Genomic DNA, 20,741 nt, shown 5'->3' with positions numbered 1-20,741 from the left:
CCATTTACCAGCCCGGAGTGAAATTCACTCCGAACGTCCCGGATTTAGAATTCGTCTTGACAAACGGAAAAGCATAGTAAGGCTCCAGAATCATGGCTCCGAACAAATTGATCCGCAGTGAAACCCCGGCACTCATAACCGGAATCTTATAGTTAGGATCGTAGCCCATCTCCGGAAGATTAGTATCCGGATTAACAATCACATTACCTTTACCATCCTTTAGCGGTACAATAGGCCGGTCATCAGAAGACCACACCACCTTGTTGCCTTTCGACCAGGCAAGTCCTGCATCAAAGAACAGATTTAAGTCGGAAAATAAGAATCCGGATTTCACAGCAGCCAGTTTTTCCGGCCCTGTAAACGGCAATCTTACTTCAAAATTAAACACCGCTGTGCGAGATCCCATCAGATCTGAGATCCTTACTTTTCCATTGCGGTCAAAATCACCGCTTTCATATCCGCGGATCAGATACGGATATCCGATATAGAAAGGATAGAGTGCATTTTCATTACTACCAAAACGCGAATAGGAATACAATCGGGCAGCTATCGTTACGGGCTTATAACGGTTGTATTTTCTCAGGTCTACATTGACTGCAGAAAAAGTATAATCGCCAAAATACTGCTCTACTCCCAGGCGATAACGATATCCCTGTAGCGGAGCAGCAATACCGAATACGGAATTGTCTCCTACCAAAGCAGTATTGACCTGCTGCACTACAAAAGGTTTGAGATTACCAAATCCTAACTGCGAGGCCTCTTCGTTACTGAGCTTACGACGATCGCCATATCCGGAATAGTAACTCTGACGCCATTTGTCTACACGGTAATTATATCTTACCACAGCTGCTCCAAGCTCAACTCTGTGATGCCTGTTAAACGGATAAGCGACAAAAACATCGGCTTGTTGTTGAAAAGTGCGCACTAAATAGGTATTGTACGACAACTCTTCACCATATCCGAAGTCTTCAAATTCATTCGCATTGTATCCCGAAATATATGGAATATGCGACAACGAGGCACCCCAGTTGAACCGGCCTTTCTGGTTAATATAAGCAATCTGCCCGCCGAAGTCCTGAATTTCACCATTCACATTTAGAGCTGCAAAGATCTGATTGTACCCGAGAATATCTGAAAACATCCCCTGGATACCACTGGATATCCCCGCTCCGTAACGGCTTCCAACAGAAACTCCAACTCCGCTATTGGCGAGATAATCGAGTTTAAACTTAGGTTTATAAGCGATCGTGTTAATCTGATCATCTCCGATACGCTCAAAAGCGTTGAAATTACGCAGATTGGTATTGACTACATTCACACCGCGGCTTACAGGAGGAGGCAGCATCGCCGCATCAAAATTGACCGATCCTGCATCTACTACTGTTCCCGTAAAATCTGAACTTTTTGCATAATACACACTGTAAGCATTATTTTTAAAGTACGAGTAGACGATTTCATCTGTAGCAGAGATACTCATTGCCGGAGAATATTCGGTAATACCACTTATACCTGTAAAATAGTCTGTCAATTTTTCCACCTGAGCGGACGCTACGGTATAACGGTACATATTACGGTATCCATCCCCGTTAGATAGAAAATAGATTTGTTCTCCGTTAGAGGAAAAGTGTGGATTGAGATTGTTAGCTCCGGGGAAAATATCCAGATTCTGAATGTTTTTTGTCCGGACATCTACTATAGCCAGATTCATTGGGATATCTACAGATCTGTTATCAGATGCCAGTGCTACCCGATCGGTACTGAATACAATAGATTTTCCATCTCTGGAGAAACTCGGCTGAAAGTCAGAATACACATCATTTGTTAACTGATCCAGTTTTTTCGTCTTCAGGTTATAAATATAAATATCACTATGTCCGTTTTTCAAACCTGAAAAAGCAACATGGTCTCCATCTGCAGCCCAGGTAATATTTGTGAACTCCGTAATATCTCCCATCGCCTCCACTGACAGCGTTTTGCCTGTCGCTATATCCACTGTCATTAATTTATTTTTACCAGCACTAAACACTGAAAAAGCAAACTTGCGACTGTCCGGCGAGAAAGTACCGGCAGACTCCAGAAAACTAAACTCATCTATGTCTTTATTTGTAAGTCTGCTCCCCAGCTTTCGTATGACTTTGCCGGTATGCGCATCTGCAAGGAAAAGATCGATACTGAACATATCCTTTTCAGATAGAAATGCTACATACTTTCCATCAGGAGAAATTGCAGGTGAAACATTCATCCTGCCTGAATTGCCGGTATTCAGTATCGGGGTCCCGACAGGTCTTGATACAGTATCCTTACCGGAATTCTTATACATATTCTCCATGCTGTTCTTCCAAAGATTAGACATGGTTTGTGCGTCATATCCAAACACGCGTTTCATAGCTATTTCATAGCCATATTTAGCCGTTTCGATAAACAAAGGCATAATCACTGTATCTCCGTATGTAGACCCGATATAGGACCAGAATGCCTGACCATACCGGTAAGGAAAGTATTTGTAAGACTGTTCTGTCATCTGCTTCAGCGACGGAATATCTTTATTGAGATAAGCATCCCGCATCCACATAGAGGTGAAGGCGTCCTTTTTCCCTATTGAGAAATATTCTGCCATCCCTTCTACCATCCAGAGAGGCAGATTCATAATATTTTCAAGACGGGTAGAATCACCTCCGTCAATAAGTACCCGATACTGAAATGCGTGTACCAGCTCATGCCCCAATACGTGACGTGTTTGCTGATTAATCTGCATGACGGGCATGACCACTCTTTGCTTGAATGCTTCTGTCACCCCTCCTGTACCGACACTGATCTCTCCCTGAATAGCTGTCGTTTGTTGGAATTCGGGATGATTGCTGTATACAATAACCGGATTCTTGCGTAAGAAAGTATCCTGAAACACCTGTTGATGCAATTCGTACCACACTTCACTTTCTTTAGCCAGCCATCTGACCATGCTATCATTTTTCAGATAATAGTAGAGATCAAAATGCGGAGTTTCATAAACCTTAAAATTCAGCTTTTTGTAGCGCATTTTGTTTTGACCAAAATACTGAGCCTGGCTTATATTGGGCAACATACAACAAAATGCAATTAAAGCGAACAGTAGCCTGGCACTGTTCGACAATTGACTACATAACGTAATTTTCATGGAGTTAAGTTAATAAAAAATCAGATACCCTGACTACATATTAGTCAAGGGTCGAGTCAGCATCCAAAGCAGGTGGCTGAGGTGTGGTTACCGGCTGTTCACCGTTTTGCTCTCCTCCCTCACCTTCTAAGATTTCACCATCCGGGATATCTACTGCCGTACTATCTGCACTTTCTGTCCGTTCAGGTAATCTTGGACTTTCACATTTATATTTTTTGGTTATCTCGACTGTAGGGTCAGGGAATTTACCAAATGTATATCCCAGCTCCGGATGTTTGTATAATTCTTCCAGAAACATACCGAAAATCGGCAATGCAGTCTTCGAACCTTCTCCTGTGTGTGAGTTTTTGAAATGAATGCTTTGCTCATCACAGCCTACCCATACACCTGTCACCAGATCTTTGGTCACACCCATATACCAACCGTCTACATAGTCAGAGGATGTACCTGTCTTGCCACCGATCTGGTTGTCTTTTTTGAAGAGATCCCAATCCCAAAGTGCCTGAGATGTTCCTCCCGGTTCTTCCATTCCGCCACGAAGCATATAGGTCATCAACCAGGCATTTTCCTTGGTAAGGACTTCTTTTTCTTTCTTTTTGAATTCAGCAATTACATTTCCGTCAAAATCCACAATCTTCGATACCAGAATCGGATCCAGTCGTTTGCCTTCATTCATAAATGTCGCATAAGCTCTTACCATTTCATACACGGATACATCATTAGATCCCAGACTGACTGAAGGAACAGATTTCAGAGGACTCTCTATACCACATCTGTGTGCAGCATCTACTACTTTATCCCAGCCTACTTCTTCCGTGATCTGAGCAGTAATGGAATTGACTGAACGTGCCATAGCCCAACGCAGGGACATTTCTCTGTAACTAAAATTCCAGTCTGCATTTTTCGGTTCCCAATACTCTTCTACTCCATCTTTAAGACCGGCGTAAATGCGTACCGGTTTGTCCGTGTATTTATCACAAGGTGATTTTCCTGATTCCAGCGCTGCCAGATAAGCAAAAGGTTTGAATGTAGAACCTGCCTGACGTTTGGATTGATTGACGTGATCAAATTTGTAATATTTGTGGTTGATTCCTCCCACCCATACTTTGATTTCTCCTGTACGTGGCTCCATAGACATCATCCCTGCATTCAGCATTACGACATAATGTCTGATCGAATCCAGAGTAGATAATTCTTTCTTCTGATTACCATTCCACGTAAAGATCTCCATCTCTTTTGGTTTATTGAGATAATAATTTACGCTATCCGTATTATTAGGATATTTTTTAATCAGCGCAGCGTAATAAGGTGTTTTCTTCGCAAGATTCTCTATAAAATTAGGGATTACATTTCCTTCTTTATCTCTCCAGGGATCTTCACTTCCCCAGGCGTTTTTCAACCGCTGCTGTAAAAACTTCATTTGCTTACCGACCATTTCCTCGGCCATCTTTTGCATACGGGAGTCAATAGTCGTGTAGATTTTCAATCCGTCTTTATAGATATCAATATCATTTTCCTTACTCCAGTCTTCCAGCCAACGCTGCACAGCAGCTCTCAGGTAAGAGTCATTTGCATCCTGACGATCAACGTTGTTGGTATTCAGATTGAGGTCCTGCACAGAATAGGTATCTACCTGTTGTTTGGTCAGGTATCCTGCTTTTTGCATCTGTGCAAGCACTACATTTCGTCGCTGAAGTGCATTTTTAGGATTTCTCAACGGATTGTATAAAGTCGTCCCCTTGAGCATCCCGATCAGCATAGCCGATTCATTAACACTCAGCTGACTTGGCATTTTATTAAAATATCGCAGTGAGGCTGATTTGATGCCATAGGCATTATTACTAAAGGATACGGTATTGAGGTACATGGTAATAATCTCATCCTTCCCGTATTTGCTCTCTAATTTATAAGCCGTCATCCACTCTTTAAATTTATTGACAATAAGCCCTACTCCGGGCACTTTGCCTAAAATACCGGCAGAAGTATTGTAACGGGTGCGATAGAGATTTTTGGCTAACTGTTGGGTAATGGTACTGGCTCCGCGTTTATCACCTGTAAGCGTAGACACTATACCGGAAGCAAGCCCCAGAAAATCTATACCATTATGCTTATAAAAACGAATGTCTTCTGTCGCGACCAGCGCATTCAGGACATTGGGTGAAATACTATCATGAGGCACCGGATCACGGTCTTCTTCAAAATATCGTCCGATAAGAACAGAATCGGCAGTATAAAGCTCTGTAGAAATATTAAGGGATGGCATGACAATGTCCTTTTTCGTCGGAGAATAGCCAAAAAGCCAAAGAAAGTTAATCTGTACGGCACAAACAATCAGTACAATAAAATAGACAGCGATAATAAAGTAACGCAAAAATTTATTTTTGATACCTCTAAACATGATGTAAATATGAAGAATAGTTTTGGTAAAAGCATAGTCAGACGTAATTAATTAGTAATAGTGCGTAAAAAATTAACGAATTTTAACATTTGTATCGGGTAGCTTTCGAATCATGAAGACAGGAGTTTTTTTCTCATCAAAAAGTATACCTAAAAGATGAGATTTCGTAGAATAATGATAATATTTAAATATTTATTCTCTACTTTTACAGTCAATTTAGTGACCAGAAAACATGTTGAAGCAAACTTTACAACAGAAACTTTTACAAAAACTTTCGCCACAGCAGATTCAGTTTATCAAGCTGTTGCAGGTACCTACTGTTTCATTAGATGCCCGTATCAAAGAGGAACTTGAAGAAAACCCGGCATTAGAAGACGGGAGTTTGATCAATATGAACGAACCTGTACAGGAATATCCGGATAAAGACCCGGATGAGCAGTACGAAGGTGAAGACAATTCATTCGATGAAGAATTCAGTGTAGATGAATATATTCAGGATGATGACTTTAATGATTATGGCAATTCTTACGGAGGAGATGATGAGGAGGATCGCAAAGAGATGCCTATAGCTATTCAAAGTTCATTCTTTGAGAGTCTTCAGAACCAACTGGACTTACTGGCTTTAGATGACAAGAACTTTTTGATCGGTCAGCAGATTATCGGCAGTCTTGACGATGACGGATATCTCCGCAGACCTATCCTGTCGCTTATTGATGACCTTGCCTTTTCGCAGAATGTAATTGCTGAAGAAGAGGAAGTACTGGAGATGCTCAAAATCGTACAGGATTTTGAACCCGCCGGCATTGGTGCGAGAGATCTTCAGGAATGCCTTCTTATACAACTAAAAAAGAAAAATAACGATAATGAAGCCGTGAAAAAGGCTATTATTGTGGTACAGAATTACCTGGAAGAGTTTACAAAGAAACACTATGATAAGCTTGAAAAAGCATTGGGACTTAATTCAGAAGAACTCAAAAATATCATTCAGGAGATCCTGAAATTAAATCCTAAACCGGGAGATTCAGGAGCAGCAGCAGGAAAGCAACTTCACATTATCCCCGACTTCCATATCAGCAACAATGACGGTGTTTTGCACCTGACCTTAAACGGCCGGAATGCGCCGGAATTAAGGGTTTCCAGATCTTATCAGGAGATGTTTGAACATTACGAAAAAGTGGAGAAGACAGATAAGAAAATGAAGGAAGCAGTACAATTTGTCAAACAAAAACTAGATTCGGCTAAATGGTTTATCGATGCCATTAAACAGCGTCAGCAGACTTTGTTAAAAACAATGAATGCGATTATGGAATATCAGTATGAATATTTCCTGACGGGAGATGACCGCATGCTTAAACCTATGATACTTAAAGACATAGCAGATCGCATAGAAATGGATATTTCAACAGTTTCGCGTGTAGCCAATTCCAAATATGTACAGACTGAATTCGGCACATTTTTACTTAAATCATTTTTCTCTGAAGCCATACAAACCGATTCGGGTGAAGAGGTTTCTAATAAAGAGGTTAAGAAAATTCTGGAAGAATGTATCTCGAATGAAGATAAGCGTAAACCTTTAGCAGATGAGAAACTGACCGATATCTTAAAAGAAAAAGGTTATTCTATTGCCCGCCGTACGGTAGCAAAGTACCGGGAAGCATTAAATATACCAGTCGCAAGATTAAGAAAGGAACTGTAAAAAAGTGGAATGCCCAAAAAAGTCAGACTTTTTTGGGCATTCCACTTTATCTTATATTCAGAATAACACCTAAAGTGCATCCGGATCATCAGTACGATAAGGTGCTTCTTCATCAAACTCCCCTTCCCACTTTGCAACCACCACGGTAGCCAGACAGTTACCGATCACATTGACAGAGGTACGCGCCATATCCATTAACTCATCAATACCTAATATAGCGGCGATGACAAATACCGGAAGACCAAACTGATCTGCAGTAGCAATCAGGATGATCAGTGACGCCCGAGGCACTGCTGCTACTCCTTTGGAAGTAATCATCAGCGTAAACGCAATCATTAACTGTTGCCCAAATGATAAATGCATACCTGCTGCCTGTGCTACAAAAATAGCTGCTAAGGACAGGTAGAGTGAAGTACCATCCAGATTGAAACTATATCCTGTAGGAATTACAAAGGAAACGATACGGCGGGGAACACCAAAGCGCTCCATCGCGCTCATCGCTTTAGGCAATGCCGCATCCGAACTGGTCGTTGCAAACGCAATGGATACCGGTTCCTTGATCGCATTAATAAACTTCATGACAGGTATTTTGAGGTATAATGCCACAGGGAGCAATACCAAAAGCAGGAAGAATATGAGCGCCATATACAATGTTGCAAGCAACATAAACAGATTCTTGAGTATATCGACTCCAAGATGCCCTACAGTATAAGCCATCGCTGCTCCCACCCCGACAGGAGCAAAATACATGATGATATTGGTAAACTTAAACATCGCTTCGGAAAGACTTTCCGTAAAATTGACCAGCGGCTTTCGTTTCTTTTCTTCTACCAAAGCCAGACCTATACCAAACAGTACGGAGAACACGACAATCTGTAAGACCTGATTTTCATACACTGATTTTACAATATTCTCCGGAAACAGGTCTCTGAAAAATGCGGTAAACTTAAATACGCCATGTACATTTTCCGGCAAATGATCCAGTGAGTTCTGGTCCGGATTTTCCTTCTTTACAGGAAGTTCTTCATGTGGCATATGCTGTATATCTATACCTACACCTGCATGTGTAATATTGATGGCTGCCAATCCTATAAAAATAGCACAGGTAGTAGCACAAAAGAAATAAAGCATGGATTTCCAGGCCATACGACCTACCTGCTTCAAATCCGAATGCCCGGCAATCCCATAGACTAATGTCGCAAATAGAATAGGACCAACAATGGTTTTCACCAATTTGATAAATCCCTTGCTCAAAGGCTGTAAAGCAATTGCAAAATTAGGAAAATCTATTCCTACAAAAATTCCAAGAATCATACAGGTAAGAATCCATGAGGTAAGATTCTTACGTTGAAAAGCATTAATAACTAAAACAACCCCAACAACCCACCGAACTACCATCATTACATCAGGAGAAATACTCACCCAATTAAACTCGTAGATAACTGTTAATATAGTGGCTATTGAAAGAACTGCAAAGGTCAAAAGACCCATTTTTGATTTAAACATTCAGTATTTATTAAGGTTATTTAATGAACAAAAATAAAAAATATGGCAGTACCGACAAACTTTATTCGCGGATTATCCCTTTTACCGTACATTATTTTATTGCAAGTTGATAAAAAACAGGGGCAATAAAAAAGACTTATCTCATTAGAAATAAGCCTTTTATATACAAATAGATAAAATCTTTATTATTCGCCGTGGAGCCACGCTTTCTTAGCCAGTAACTCTTCTTCTGTCTCTCTGATATCTTCATCATCCACACAACAATCTACCGGACATACTGCTGCGCACTGTGGTTCATCATGAAAACCTACACATTCCGTACACTTATCAGAGACGATATAATAAACCTCATTAGATATGGCATCCTGTGTTTCGTTAGCATCCAATGTAACACCATCTCCAAAATCGATAACCCCGTCCAAAGAAGTTCCTTCCGAAAATTTCCAGCTTACTCCTGCATCATATATTGCATTATTCGGGCACTCTGGTTCACAAGCACCACAATTAATACATTCGTCTGTAATTTTAATTGCCATTTATAACCTCTCAATTATGATAAATAAACTATTTTTGCATTGCAAAGATAATACATTAGATTTTTAATCGTATAGAATTAAAGTAATATTCAGTAAGTGAATCCTTTGCTGCGACAAAGATATGACAATTTGATGTTTTTAACATATAAGAATTAAAGATTTTGACAAAAGAACAACGCATTCATGCATTTGCTGAGCTGGGAAAGCAGCTCCTGAATCCCTCTTCAGAATTTTCAGAGATAATAACAAGAGCAGAGACCAGAAACGCATGGTATACAGTATCCAATGTTCAGAATGCCGTGACTGCCATTGCGAATAATCTGACTACAGAACAGCTCAGCAACTGGCTGGCTCCCTATCCCGATATTACTACTGATAAAACTGTGGGAATGGTATTGGCCGGAAATATACCTTTAGTAGGCTTCCATGATATTCTGTGTGTCCTTATTGCCGGATTCAGGGCTCAGATAAAGGTCTCATCCGATGATGCAGGACTTACTTCAGCCGTTTTACAGCTGCTGACTACAATCGAGCCGCGTTTCTCCGATGCTATACACATTGCAGAAAGACTTTCAGATTTCGATCTGGTCATCGCCACAGGCAGTGACAACAGCTCCCGCTACTTTGAATATTATTTTGGTAAAAAACCACATATTATCCGTAAAAACAGAAACTCTGTAGCGGTAATTTCAGGATCGGAGACAAAAGAGCAACTGGAAGGTCTGGGACATGATATCTTTGATTATTTTGGGTTAGGATGTCGCTCCGTATCCAAGATACTGATCCCGAAAGGTTATGATGTAGCACATTTATTTGAAGGAATAGCATCATTTGGGGCTATACAGCAGCATCATAAATATGTAAACAACTATGATTACAACAAATCCTTATACCTCATCAACCGGGATAAACATTATGACAACGGATTTGTTTTGCTGAAGGAGGACACACGTACAGCCTCCCCTCTTGCAGTTGTTTTCTATGAAGAATATGACAATATAGCAGATGCAGAGAACTATCTCCATCAGCATGCGGAGCAGATTCAATGTGTCACATCGGCACTTGATCTTCAGGTCAATGTACCGTTGTTTGCTTTAGGAGGCAGTCAGTGCCCTGCGTTGGATGATTATGCAGATGGAGTTAACACGCTGGAGTTTTTATTTGCAAACGCTTAAGGATAGCTTTATTTTAGTATTCATAAGTCAGGTTTATCAAAAAATTCTAACTTTGTATAGATATGTATATCGTTAAAGTAAAAGGAGTCGCTAAAATACCGGACTACGTACAACTCAGAGACGATGAGTTTACGCTGCTGGCTTACTTTAGAGTCGATAGACCCGACAAATCTTTAGAAAAAATTGGTCTTGGGGATAAGGCAGCATATATTATGGAGATTGTGCAGGAGCTTCCCTTTGGTCAGATTAAGAAATTAGAATTATAAGCATAAGATGATAGGAAATACCGTAATTACGCTCAAAAACGTTGATATCTACCAACAAAAACATTTAGTTCTGTCCAATGTCAATCTCAAAATAGATCAGGGGGAATTCCTTTACCTTATCGGTCAGTCCGGTAGTGGTAAAAGTAGTTTGCTGAAGATTATCTACGGAGATCTTTACATTGGCAACGGAGAAGGAATGGTAGCAGGATTCGACCTGAGAAAGCTACATGACAATGATGTACCTTACCTCAGACGTAAATTGGGCATTGTCTTTCAGGATTTTCACCTTCTTAATGATCGTACTATTGAAAAGAATCTGGAATTTGCACTCAAAGCTACCGGATGGACAGATAAAGGATTGATTCAGGGCAGAATGCTGGATGTACTGGAAAAAGTAGGTTTGCGCTCTAAATTAAAGAAAATGCCGCATGAACTATCCGGAGGAGAGCAGCAACGTGTCGTTATTGCAAGAGCACTGCTGAACAATCCGGAGATTATTCTGGCGGATGAGCCTACCGGAAACCTTGACCCTGCCACATCTGAAGAAATTGTGTTGTTGCTGCGTGACATTGCCTCTTCAGGTACTGCTGTGCTGATGGCTACACACGATTACCAGATCATACGCAATATGCCTGCCCGCATCCTCAAAACTTCGGATGGCGCATTGCATGACAATGTGGAAATATAGTCGCACTGACGACATGACATAAAAGACTGTAATCCGACAGTTTGTTAGTTCATTTTAATTTAAACTGACAAGCTGTCGGATTTTTTTCGTTTGGCAACAACTTTGAGCCAGCATCAGCAGGTATTTTAACAACTTAAAGTATTATTATATTCTATAGCGATCATGAGTGAAAAAGAACATATAAATGGTGAGCAGGAAGCTCCGCAAGAAGAAAATCAACCCATTGAAAACACTTCTGGTGAACAAGCAGAAAACACAGCAAATGAGGTAACATTGGAACAACAGTTAGCAAATGCACAGGATAAATACACCCGTCTGTTTGCTGAATTTGACAACTACAAAAAACGTACTTCAAGAGAACGTGTAGAACTGATCCAATCAGCAGGTAAAGATGTTATCGCTAAATTACTATCTGTACTGGACGATTTTGACCGTGCACTGAAATCCATGGAAACAGCTCAGGATGTACAATCTGTGAAAGAAGGTATTGATCTGGTCAATAATAAATTCAGAAAAACACTGGAACAGGAAGGATTAAAAGAGATGGATGTCCTCGGACAACCTTTTGATGCAGACCTTCAGGAAGCTATCACATCAATCCCTGCTCCTTCTGCAGACCTCAAAGATAAAGTCGTGGATGTAATTGAGAAAGGCTACTATCTCAACGACAAAGTAATCCGTTATGCAAAAGTGGTAGTAGGAAAATAATAAGGAAGACGATGTCAAAAAGAGATTATTATGATGTATTAGGCGTGGCACGCGGAGCAGATGCTTCGGAGATCAAGTCTGCATACCGTAAACTGGCCATCAAATATCACCCGGACAAAAATCCGGATAATAAAGAGGCTGAAGAAAAATTTAAAGAAGCCGCTGAGGCTTACGAAATACTGAGTAACCCGGAAAAGCGGCAGCGTTACGACCAATTCGGTCATGCCGGCAATTCGGCTTCCGGATTTGGCGGTGGCGGTATGAATATGGATGACATATTCAGTCAGTTTGGTGATATTTTCGGAGGCGGTAACCCTTTCGAAAGTTTCTTTGGAGGTGGTTCACGCGGAGGCGGTGGCAGACGTGTACAGAAAGGTACTAATCTACGCATCAAAGTAAAACTCACATTGGATGAAATAGCCAAGGGAGTTGAGAAAAAAGTAAAAGTAAACAAACAGGTAAGCTGTACTACATGTAACGGTACAGGAGCTAAAGATAAATCTTCTTATCACACCTGTAATACCTGTGGAGGATCAGGTTCTGTAAGACGCGTTACCAATACGATATTGGGTCAGATGCAGACGACAAGTACCTGTCCGACCTGTAACGGTGAAGGTGTAGAGATCACTGCCAAATGTACAACCTGTAAAGGTGAAGGACTGACAAGAGGAGAGGAAACAATCTCGATCAATATTCCTGCAGGTGTAAGTGAAGGTATGCAACTTTCCATGAGTGGAAAAGGTAATGCAGCTCCCAGAGGCGGTATACCGGGTGATCTGATCATTCTGGTAGAAGAAGTTCCTCATGAGCAACTGAAACGTGATGGAATCAATGTGATCTACGATCTGTATATCAACTTTGCAGATGCAGCGCTGGGTACATCTGTAGAAATTCCAACTATAGATGGAAAAGCAAAGATCAAAATCGACCCGGGAACACAGGGCGGTAAAATCCTGCGCCTGAAAGGCAAAGGTATTCCTGAAGTAAATTCTTACCATAAGGGAGATCAGCTGATCTACGTCAATGTATGGACACCTAAGGCAGTCTCTTCGGAAGAAAAAGCTCTTTTGGAAAAATTAAGAGAATCGCCGAATTTCAAACCACAGCCCGGAAGAAGTGAAAAATCATTCTTTGAGCGTATCAAAGAATACTTTGAGTAAGCAGATTACTATATTTAATTGAAATATAAGAGGATATCCAATCGGGTATTCTCTTTTTTTTGTGTTTTCTGACACCAAACTACCCTCGCTTCATTTTCTGCAGCCCCTTATTCGGCAGTAATTTTATTCTTATTTTATTGCAACAATGTTACTTTTATAAATCAAATCAAATCAGTATTTTCGGAGATTGAAATAACTCTTAAATTTATGAGATGTCCCTGTCACCCGGGCTTTTGAAATACGAACGAATACAATTCATATCCGCCAGTTGACGGATGACCATTAGAAAAACAACTTATATACATATGAAAAAACGTCTTACCTTACTTTTTATAGGCCTGGCGAGTTTTAGTTTTGCTCAGGAGAGTATCACTTATCAGAAACCATCTGCTGAAATATTACAGCTTGCAGAATATGACAGACCGCCATCAGTCTCTATGGATAGCAAAAAAGAGTGGATGGTCCTATCCTACCGCCCTACCTATAAAACCCTTGAAGATCTCAGTCAGGAAGAAATGAAACTGGCCGGTCTGCGGGTCAATCCTATTACCAATATTTCAAGTACAGCTGTATATCACTACAATCTGAAAATCAAAAGAATAAAAGATGCAACGGAAACACAAGTAAAAGGACTTCCTCAACAGGCCAAAATCACTAATTTATCTTTCTCACCGGACAGAAAAACATTAGCCTTTACAAATACCACTGCCAAAGGTGTGGAACTGTGGGTCATCGATCTCGCAACAGCTCAGGCTAAAAAACTGACTTCGGATAATCTTAATGCCAATCTCGGAAGTCCGTACTCCTGGTACAGAGATTCAAAATCGCTGTTAGTAAATGTACTGCCGGCTAACAGACCTGCATTACTGGATGAGAAAAAGGATCTTCCGGCAGGACCAACCGTATCCACAAGTGATGGTAAAGTTTCCCAAAACAGAACCTATCAGGATTTGCTGAAAAACCCTAAAGATGAGACTAACTTTGAAACTCTGGCTTCATCAGAACTTTTTAAAGTAGACCTGAATGGCGCAGCAACCAAATTTAAAAATGCTGCGATCTACACTTCGACCTCTTTTTCTCCGGATGGCAAATACATCATGCTGACGACAATCAAAAGACCTTACTCATATATTGTGCCGTTAAATCGCTTCCCTATGGAGAGTATTGTATATGATATGAATGGTCAGGAAATCAAAAAAGTAAATGACGTACCACTGACAGAGATCATGCCCAAAGGATTTTCTTCTGTCCGTACCGGCAAACGTGCTATGGGCTGGAGAGATGATCTGCCTTCGACATTGTACTTTGCACAGGCACTGGATGAAGGAGATCAGGCTAAAAAAGTAGAATACCGTGATCAGGTATTTACCTGGGATGCACCGTTTAATTCTGAGCCTAAACCATTGGCAAAAACAAAAGACAGATATGCCGGTATCTTATGGGGAGATGCTACACACGCTTTTCTGTATGAAAGCTGGTATGACACCCGTAATCAAAAGACACATCTGCTGAACCCGCAAACCGGAGAAACAAAACTCTTTAATGACCGTAATTTTCAGGACGTATATAATGATCCCGGAAAAGTACAGACAGAACGCAATCAATTTGACAGAAATGTGCTTCAGATCAAAGATGGTAAAACGTACTGGATCGGTGACGGTTATACAAAATATGGACAGTTTCCGTTTATAAACGAACTGGATCTTAAAAACTTCGCAACAAAACGTTTGTACACATCCAAACTGAAAGATCAGAAGGAAGATATCAACGATATTCTGGATTCCAAAACCGGCGAAATACTGGTCATGCTCCAGTCTAAAAATGACTATCCGAATTACTTCATCAAAAACATTAAAAACAATAAAGTATCGGCACTGACACAATTTGCCAATCCTTTCGGAAGTATCAAAGATGTACATAAAGAGGTCATCAATTATAAACGTAAAGACGGAGTCGACCTGTCCGGTACACTTTATCTGCCAGCCGGCTATGACCGAACAAAAAAAGAAAAATTGCCTTTGCTGATCTGGGCCTACCCTGCTGAATATAAAGATAAAAACACAGCAGGTATGAGTACAGCCAACCCAAATGAATTTACATTCCCTTACTATGGATCATTTGTATATTGGGTAACCAAAGGCTACGCTGTCCTGGATGATGCCGCATTCCCGATCATCGGAGAAGGAACGGAAGAGCCTAATGACACTTTTATTCCGCAATTAGTAGCCAATGCAGAAGCCGCTATCGATGCAGTAGACCAACTCGGATATATAGATCGTAGTCGTGTGGGCGTAGGCGGACATTCTTACGGAGCATTTATGACAGCCAACCTGCTGACACATTCCAATCTTTTTGCAGTAGGTATAGCACGCAGTGGTGCATATAACAGAACACTGACGCCATTCGGATTCCAGAATGAACAACGCAATTACTGGGATGTCCCTCAGGTATACAATGAGATGTCACCGTTTATGAATGCAAATAAAATGAAAACTCCTATGTTATTGGTACATGGAGAAGCGGATAACAATCCGGGTACTTTCACACTGCAAACAGAACGATACTTTCAGGCACTGAAAAACCTGGGCGCACCGGTACGTATGCTGCTGCTTCCGAAAGAATCACATGGATATGCTGCCAAGGAAAATATTCTTCACCTCTTGTGGGAACAGGATCAGTTCTTAGAAAAATATCTTAAAAAATAAACGTATCAGCTCCCGGAAGATCTCCGGGAGTTTTTTTTATCTCTACTTTTCATTTATTGACATTTGTCAATGTTTATCCATCCAGGGTGCTGCACTTTTGTTCCATTCAAATATTAAAGAATTAAAAATATGAAACAGAAGTATTTTAAATATGTCAACACTTTATTTGTTGTCATTCCGATGACCCTTATTATGGCTATTGTAGGCCTTATGCGTACTTATGGCTTTGGAGAAGATTGGTTTTTCAAATTTTTGAAATCATGGACAACTATGCTTCCGGTTGCTTATATGGCTGCTTTTATTATTATCCCTAATGCACGAAAAATTGCCGAAAAACTACTTATTAAAGACTAATGGAGCAAAGAACACTTACATATTTCGGGAATACCAGTCAGGAACGGGTAGAGCGGGCTCTTACAGATATTAAAAACGGAAAAGGAGTCCTGCTCATTGATAATGAAGACCGAGAAAATGAAGGAGACCTTATCTACTCAGCTCAGCATATACAACAGGAAGATATGGCTTTGATGATCCGGCATTGCAGCGGGGTCGTTTGTCTGTGTCTTACGGATCACAAAGCCGAGGAACTTGATCTCCCTTATATGGTTGCGGAGAATAGCAGCCTCTTTGAGACTCCGTTTACCATCAGCATAGAGGCCGGGAAAGGAGTTACAACAGGGCTTTCTGCTGCAGATCGTGTTCAAACCATAAAGGCCGCTTCAGCCAGAAATGCAAAACCGGAAGATCTCGCAAGGCCGGGGCATATTTTTCCGTTAAGAGCGAAAAAAGGCGGAGTACTGGAACGTAACGGACATACTGAAGGTAGTATTGATCTTATGTTATTGGCTGGATTAGAACCACAGGCTGTCCTATGTGAACTCATGAATGATGACGGCAGCATGGCCAGACTCCCGCAGATCATCACTTTCGCAATCGCTCACAGATTAACCGTTTTATCAATAGAAGATATTATTTTTTACCGTAGTTTTGTCTGTGATTATACAGATAAATGAGAGAACAACTTAGCAGATACATTCAAAATACCATTACTGTAAATACAGACGAACTTCAGACTATATTGTCTTATTTTAAACCCTTAAAACCCAAAAGGAATGAGCTGTTGCTGCTTCAGGGTGAGACCAGCCAACGGACATTTTTCGTTGGCAAAGGTTGCTTGAGGATCTTCTTTATTAACGAAGACGGACAGGAATCCACCCGCTACTTTGCCTTTGAAGATCAGTTTGCAACAGCACTGACCAGTTTTATTACAGGCGATCCTTCGGATGAATTTATACAAGCGATAGAACATACTGAGCTTCTCTATATTAATCACAATGACTTCTACCATTTGCTGGACATTATCCCGCAATGGGAAAAATTCTACCGCAAGTACCTCGAGTTTGGCTATGTCAACAATACCCGACGATTGCAATCTTTTATATCCATGGATGCTTTAGACCGCTACCGCAATCTACTGATTCAGAGCCCTGTGATTGTACGCCGCTTACCTAATAAGATCGTAGCCTCTTACCTCGGGATCTCGCAGGAAACGCTGAGCAGACTGAAATCCAAAGTTTAATATCTGCTAGATCGAACGCCCAAGGTAATCAAATCATAACCACCCTTTTAATTTTAAAAAATGTAGTTTTTATTTCTTAAATTGTTCCATTATTCGTTAACTTTACAAAATGAAAATAATTAGAGAAATTGTTTTTTATAAAGATTACTTTGACAACTTTTTTGAGACATTAACTGACAAAGTAAAAGATAAAATTGACGAAGTGCTTTTTATGATGACGATTCTCGAACGTGTACCTTCCAAATTTTTCAAAAGTATAGAAGGACAAAAAGGTCTTTTTGAGATTAGAATTGAATACGAAAGTAATATTTACAGAATATTTTGCTGCTTTGATAAAGGCAACTTGGTAATTCTTTTTAATGGGTTTCAAAAGAAAACTCAAAAAATACCGGTAAATCAGTTGAATAAAGCTGTAAAAATAATGGAAGAATATTTGAACGAAGAAAATGAAAACAGACGTGGAAAAAAAACATAAAAATATCAAAACTTTTGCACAGCATCTTGACAAAAGATATGGTGTAACAGGTACAAAAGAGAGAATTGACTTTGAAATTAAAGCCAAATCATTTGCTATTGGAGAAATGATTAAACAAGAGAGGAAATTGGCTAAGATGACTCAGGAACAGCTTGCTGAAAAAATTGGAGCTAAGAAGAGCTTTATTTCACGCATAGAAAATGGTCACAGTGATATACAACTTTCAACACTTTATAAGCTTATCGAATTTGGCCTTGGACGAAAAATAAATTTTACAATCCAATAAAAACTAACAGTTCCGTTAAACAACTATCGCTCAGCCAACAGATCCGGAATAATAATATTTTCCGGTTTATCCGTATCATACAAGATGTTTATCTCTCCGCTACGCGGAATGAGTGGCAAATCAATAAGACTGATAATCTTCTTGTATGCAGCATGCCTCAACTGGCCTTTGGTATCTGTAAAGGAAACTTCAAAGCGTACTTCGGGCTGATCATTTACCGTAAGTCCCGTTTGCCGGACCTGATTAATACGGGCTACAGCCTGTGCTCCTGAATACAACAAATTCCGATCTCCTTTTTTTCCGAATATAAATTTTTTCACGAGTCTTTTATAAAGAAATACCAGCACAAGCATTGAAAATCCTGTCATAACAACAGGATGGGTAAAAGACACAAAATGCCAGCCGTAACCTTTAGATTCCCGATGATAGAAGTAGATGTATAATCCTGCTATATAGGCAATGAAAAGTATCAATATCGCCACCCTGATCAGTATTCCACTTGTATTATATTGGGTGCGTTGCTCTTCCATAATAAAATAAGGCTCTTTATCCGGATTATCATTCAAAAGAACGCTGACTTCTTTTCCTTGTTCAAAGCGGTATTCATAAGGCCTGGTATCCCAAAAGAACTGTTCATCCGATATAGATACTCCATTCCGGTTTTCAAACTGTAGCTTTATACGCATGAGATTTGATTCCCTTTTGTCATCGTATTTGACAACAGCACTCTCAGTAACTACAGCTCTTCTCCTGATCCCGGACTGAAAGATTCTGGAAATCTCCTGCTTCGTTCTGACATTTTTGATTAAAAACTGATTGATATAAAATGAAAGAAGATAGATCCATATAACCACTGAAAGTGACAGAAAAACAGAACTCCACAATACCGAATTACTGGGCAACCGGGAGTCATCGTAGATAGCAAGATGCAGGCCTATAGGAAAAGGTATGCAAAAAAATAACATGTACAGTAGCCAAAAAAGAATCATTCCCTGCTTCATAAGTATATTGTTTTACTTATAAAATAAGGATTTGATCTTTTTTGTTCTCCGCAAAATAATAATTTTTAAGATTCAGATTGTATTCTACGTTGTAAGGCCGCTTATTATTCTACTCCCTCCCACCATTTTTTAAACACCTGCTCCGGATCTGTCAGCCTGACGACTTCGCCAATCATCGGCGTTACTAAAGGTATCCCCTTTTCAGCTGCAAGTTTGGAAGTACAGGATAAAGGTTCGTCCCAGGGATGCTGCGCCAGCATAAATTTAGATGAATGAACCGGAAACAGGCGCTTTGTATTCAGATCTCCCGAGGCCTTTATTACTTCTTCCGGCAACATATGAATAGCCTGCCATGCTTTATTGTATTGACCGTTGTCCAGCAATGCCAAATCTATCTGACCAAATTTATCACCGATTTCTTTAAAATGGGTATCATAACCACTGTCTCCTCCAAGATAAAGAGTAAGGCTTGGTGTCTTTAATATAAAGGAGAGCCAAAGCGTATTATTACGTTTGAATCCCCGGCCTGAAAAGTGTCGTGTCGGAGCTGTATCCAGACTGAAGCCATAGTCTAAAGGAATATGCTCATACCAATCCTTTTCTATAATATGATCCACGTCATACCCCCATTTTTCAAAATGTCCCCCTACACCCAATCCACAGATCACGGTATCAATCTTACCCTTCAAGGCAAGTATAGTTTCGTAATCAAGATGATCGTAATGGTCATGTGTAATGAGTAAATAATCGATTGCAGGCATATCTTCCGGCTTATAGATGTCTGCTCCTTTAAAGGCTGTATTTGTACCCGGAATAGGAGAAGCATTACCACTGAATACAGGATCTATCAGAAAACGTTTTCCATCCAGCTGGATGAAATAGGAAGAATGACCAAACCAGACTAATACATTGCTGTCAGGATCCAGGGCATGTAAGTCTGTCTTTACAGAAGGCAGGCTGTCAACAGGACGTCTTCTGGGAAAGTTTTTAAAAAGCTGATCACTCATTACACCAAACATACTGTAACCTTCAGTCAGTGTAGGAGTATAATGTATATTTTGAAAAGCACCTTCTTTATAGTGTGTAGATTTTGTTACTGCCTCAAGACGTACACCGGAAGGTACCTGTCCGAATTCGGCCTTTTGCATATATAGATAAACTGCAGCCGATACCAGCGCCACGATTATAATAAAAATAGTCATTGTCTTTTTAATAATTTTAATTGTTCTTTTCATGAAAGGGATTAAAAACCAGCCAGTCTTGTACTCAAACTGATACGGTGTTAGTGTTTATTTGTTTTAATTATCCACATGCTAATATAGAAATATAAAGCCTTTATCTTTATTGTAATCTGTCATCTGAAAGGAAGACGATCTTCCGGCTGAATTACTTTATCCGGAAACATCTT

18 protein-coding genes are annotated in these 20,741 nt (G+C 40.2%); 12 read left to right on the top strand and 6 right to left on the bottom strand.

Annotation, left to right across the window (positions count from 1 at the left end):
- Positions 1–4 precede the first annotated feature (4 nt).
- A complete protein-coding gene (locus HMPREF0766_RS04340) occupies positions 5–3,082 on the bottom strand; it encodes a PD40 domain-containing protein (RefSeq protein ID WP_002994049.1) in 3,078 nt (1,025 codons plus the stop codon).
- 112 nt (positions 3,083–3,194) lie between these two features.
- On the bottom strand, positions 3,195–5,552 hold the full coding sequence (locus tag HMPREF0766_RS04335) for a transglycosylase domain-containing protein (protein WP_002994047.1): 2,358 nt from the start codon (positions 5,550–5,552) through the stop codon (positions 3,195–3,197).
- Between the two features lie 232 nt (positions 5,553–5,784).
- Between HMPREF0766_RS04335 and rpoN the strand changes: the two genes are divergently transcribed.
- Complete coding sequence (rpoN, locus tag HMPREF0766_RS04330) at positions 5,785–7,248, top strand: RNA polymerase factor sigma-54 (protein ID WP_002994045.1); 1,464 nt, start codon at positions 5,785–5,787, stop codon at positions 7,246–7,248.
- 69 nt (positions 7,249–7,317) lie between these two features.
- Here rpoN and HMPREF0766_RS04325 read toward each other — a convergent pair whose 3' ends face one another.
- Positions 7,318–8,754: a dicarboxylate/amino acid:cation symporter gene (locus HMPREF0766_RS04325; protein WP_002994043.1), complete on the bottom strand. Its 1,437-nt coding sequence runs from the start codon at positions 8,752–8,754 to the stop codon at positions 7,318–7,320.
- 185 nt (positions 8,755–8,939) lie between these two features.
- The gene (locus HMPREF0766_RS04320; protein ID WP_002994041.1) at positions 8,940–9,290 is read right to left on the bottom strand and encodes a 4Fe-4S dicluster domain-containing protein; all 351 of its coding nucleotides are present in this window, start codon (positions 9,288–9,290) and stop codon (positions 8,940–8,942) included.
- Between the two features lie 161 nt (positions 9,291–9,451).
- Between HMPREF0766_RS04320 and HMPREF0766_RS04315 the strand changes: the two genes are divergently transcribed.
- The 11 genes from HMPREF0766_RS04315 (at position 9,452) to HMPREF0766_RS04265 (ending at position 18,332) form a co-directional block, all read left to right on the top strand.
- Entirely contained in the window at positions 9,452–10,465 is a 1,014-nt protein-coding gene (locus HMPREF0766_RS04315) for an aldehyde dehydrogenase family protein (protein ID WP_002994040.1), read from the top strand.
- Positions 10,466–10,527: 62 nt separating this feature from the next.
- Positions 10,528–10,731 carry a hypothetical protein gene (locus tag HMPREF0766_RS04310; protein ID WP_002994039.1) on the top strand — a complete coding sequence of 68 codons (204 nt, stop codon included), beginning with the start codon at positions 10,528–10,530 and terminating at the stop codon, positions 10,729–10,731.
- Between the two features lie 7 nt (positions 10,732–10,738).
- Positions 10,739–11,419 carry a cell division ATP-binding protein FtsE gene (locus HMPREF0766_RS04305; RefSeq protein WP_002994038.1) on the top strand — a complete coding sequence of 227 codons (681 nt, stop codon included), beginning with the start codon at positions 10,739–10,741 and terminating at the stop codon, positions 11,417–11,419.
- Positions 11,420–11,581: 162 nt separating this feature from the next.
- Positions 11,582–12,127, top strand: coding sequence for a nucleotide exchange factor GrpE (locus HMPREF0766_RS04300; RefSeq protein ID WP_002994037.1), 546 nt, complete (start codon positions 11,582–11,584; stop codon positions 12,125–12,127).
- Positions 12,128–12,138: 11 nt separating this feature from the next.
- Positions 12,139–13,287: a molecular chaperone DnaJ gene (dnaJ, locus tag HMPREF0766_RS04295; RefSeq protein ID WP_002994036.1), complete on the top strand. Its 1,149-nt coding sequence runs from the start codon at positions 12,139–12,141 to the stop codon at positions 13,285–13,287.
- A 305-nt stretch (positions 13,288–13,592) separates the two neighbouring features.
- Positions 13,593–15,992 carry a S9 family peptidase gene (locus HMPREF0766_RS04290; protein WP_037459572.1) on the top strand — a complete coding sequence of 800 codons (2,400 nt, stop codon included), beginning with the start codon at positions 13,593–13,595 and terminating at the stop codon, positions 15,990–15,992.
- A gap of 129 nt (positions 15,993–16,121) precedes the next feature.
- Positions 16,122–16,346 carry a DUF2798 domain-containing protein gene (locus HMPREF0766_RS04285; protein ID WP_002994034.1) on the top strand — a complete coding sequence of 75 codons (225 nt, stop codon included), beginning with the start codon at positions 16,122–16,124 and terminating at the stop codon, positions 16,344–16,346.
- A complete protein-coding gene (ribB, locus tag HMPREF0766_RS04280) occupies positions 16,346–17,005 on the top strand; it encodes a 3,4-dihydroxy-2-butanone-4-phosphate synthase (RefSeq protein ID WP_002994032.1) in 660 nt (219 codons plus the stop codon). Before HMPREF0766_RS04285 ends, ribB begins: the two co-directional genes overlap by 1 nt.
- Entirely contained in the window at positions 17,002–17,571 is a 570-nt protein-coding gene (locus HMPREF0766_RS04275) for a Crp/Fnr family transcriptional regulator (RefSeq protein WP_002994029.1), read from the top strand. Before ribB ends, HMPREF0766_RS04275 begins: the two co-directional genes overlap by 4 nt.
- Positions 17,572–17,680: 109 nt before the next feature.
- Positions 17,681–18,046: a type II toxin-antitoxin system RelE/ParE family toxin gene (locus HMPREF0766_RS04270; protein ID WP_002994028.1), complete on the top strand. Its 366-nt coding sequence runs from the start codon at positions 17,681–17,683 to the stop codon at positions 18,044–18,046.
- The gene (locus HMPREF0766_RS04265) at positions 18,018–18,332 is read left to right on the top strand and encodes a helix-turn-helix domain-containing protein (protein WP_002994024.1); all 315 of its coding nucleotides are present in this window, start codon (positions 18,018–18,020) and stop codon (positions 18,330–18,332) included. The genes HMPREF0766_RS04270 and HMPREF0766_RS04265 overlap by 29 nt, the downstream gene beginning before the upstream one ends.
- 23 nt (positions 18,333–18,355) lie before the next feature.
- On the opposite strand, the gene HMPREF0766_RS04260 is transcribed toward HMPREF0766_RS04265, so the two are convergent.
- Positions 18,356–19,297 (bottom strand): hypothetical protein, encoded by a 942-nt coding sequence (locus HMPREF0766_RS04260; RefSeq protein WP_248676704.1) that lies wholly within the window; start codon positions 19,295–19,297, stop codon positions 18,356–18,358.
- 140 nt (positions 19,298–19,437) lie between these two features.
- Positions 19,438–20,568 (bottom strand): MBL fold metallo-hydrolase, encoded by a 1,131-nt coding sequence (locus tag HMPREF0766_RS04255; RefSeq protein WP_002994019.1) that lies wholly within the window; start codon positions 20,566–20,568, stop codon positions 19,438–19,440.
- Between the last annotated feature and the right edge of the window lie 173 nt (positions 20,569–20,741).

Source organism: Sphingobacterium spiritivorum ATCC 33861 (assembly GCF_000143765.1).
In the GTDB taxonomy this organism is placed as follows: domain Bacteria; phylum Bacteroidota; class Bacteroidia; order Sphingobacteriales; family Sphingobacteriaceae; genus Sphingobacterium; species Sphingobacterium spiritivorum.
The sequence above is the reverse complement of the archived record's forward strand: the minus strand, read 5'-3'. Positions and strand labels throughout refer to the sequence as shown.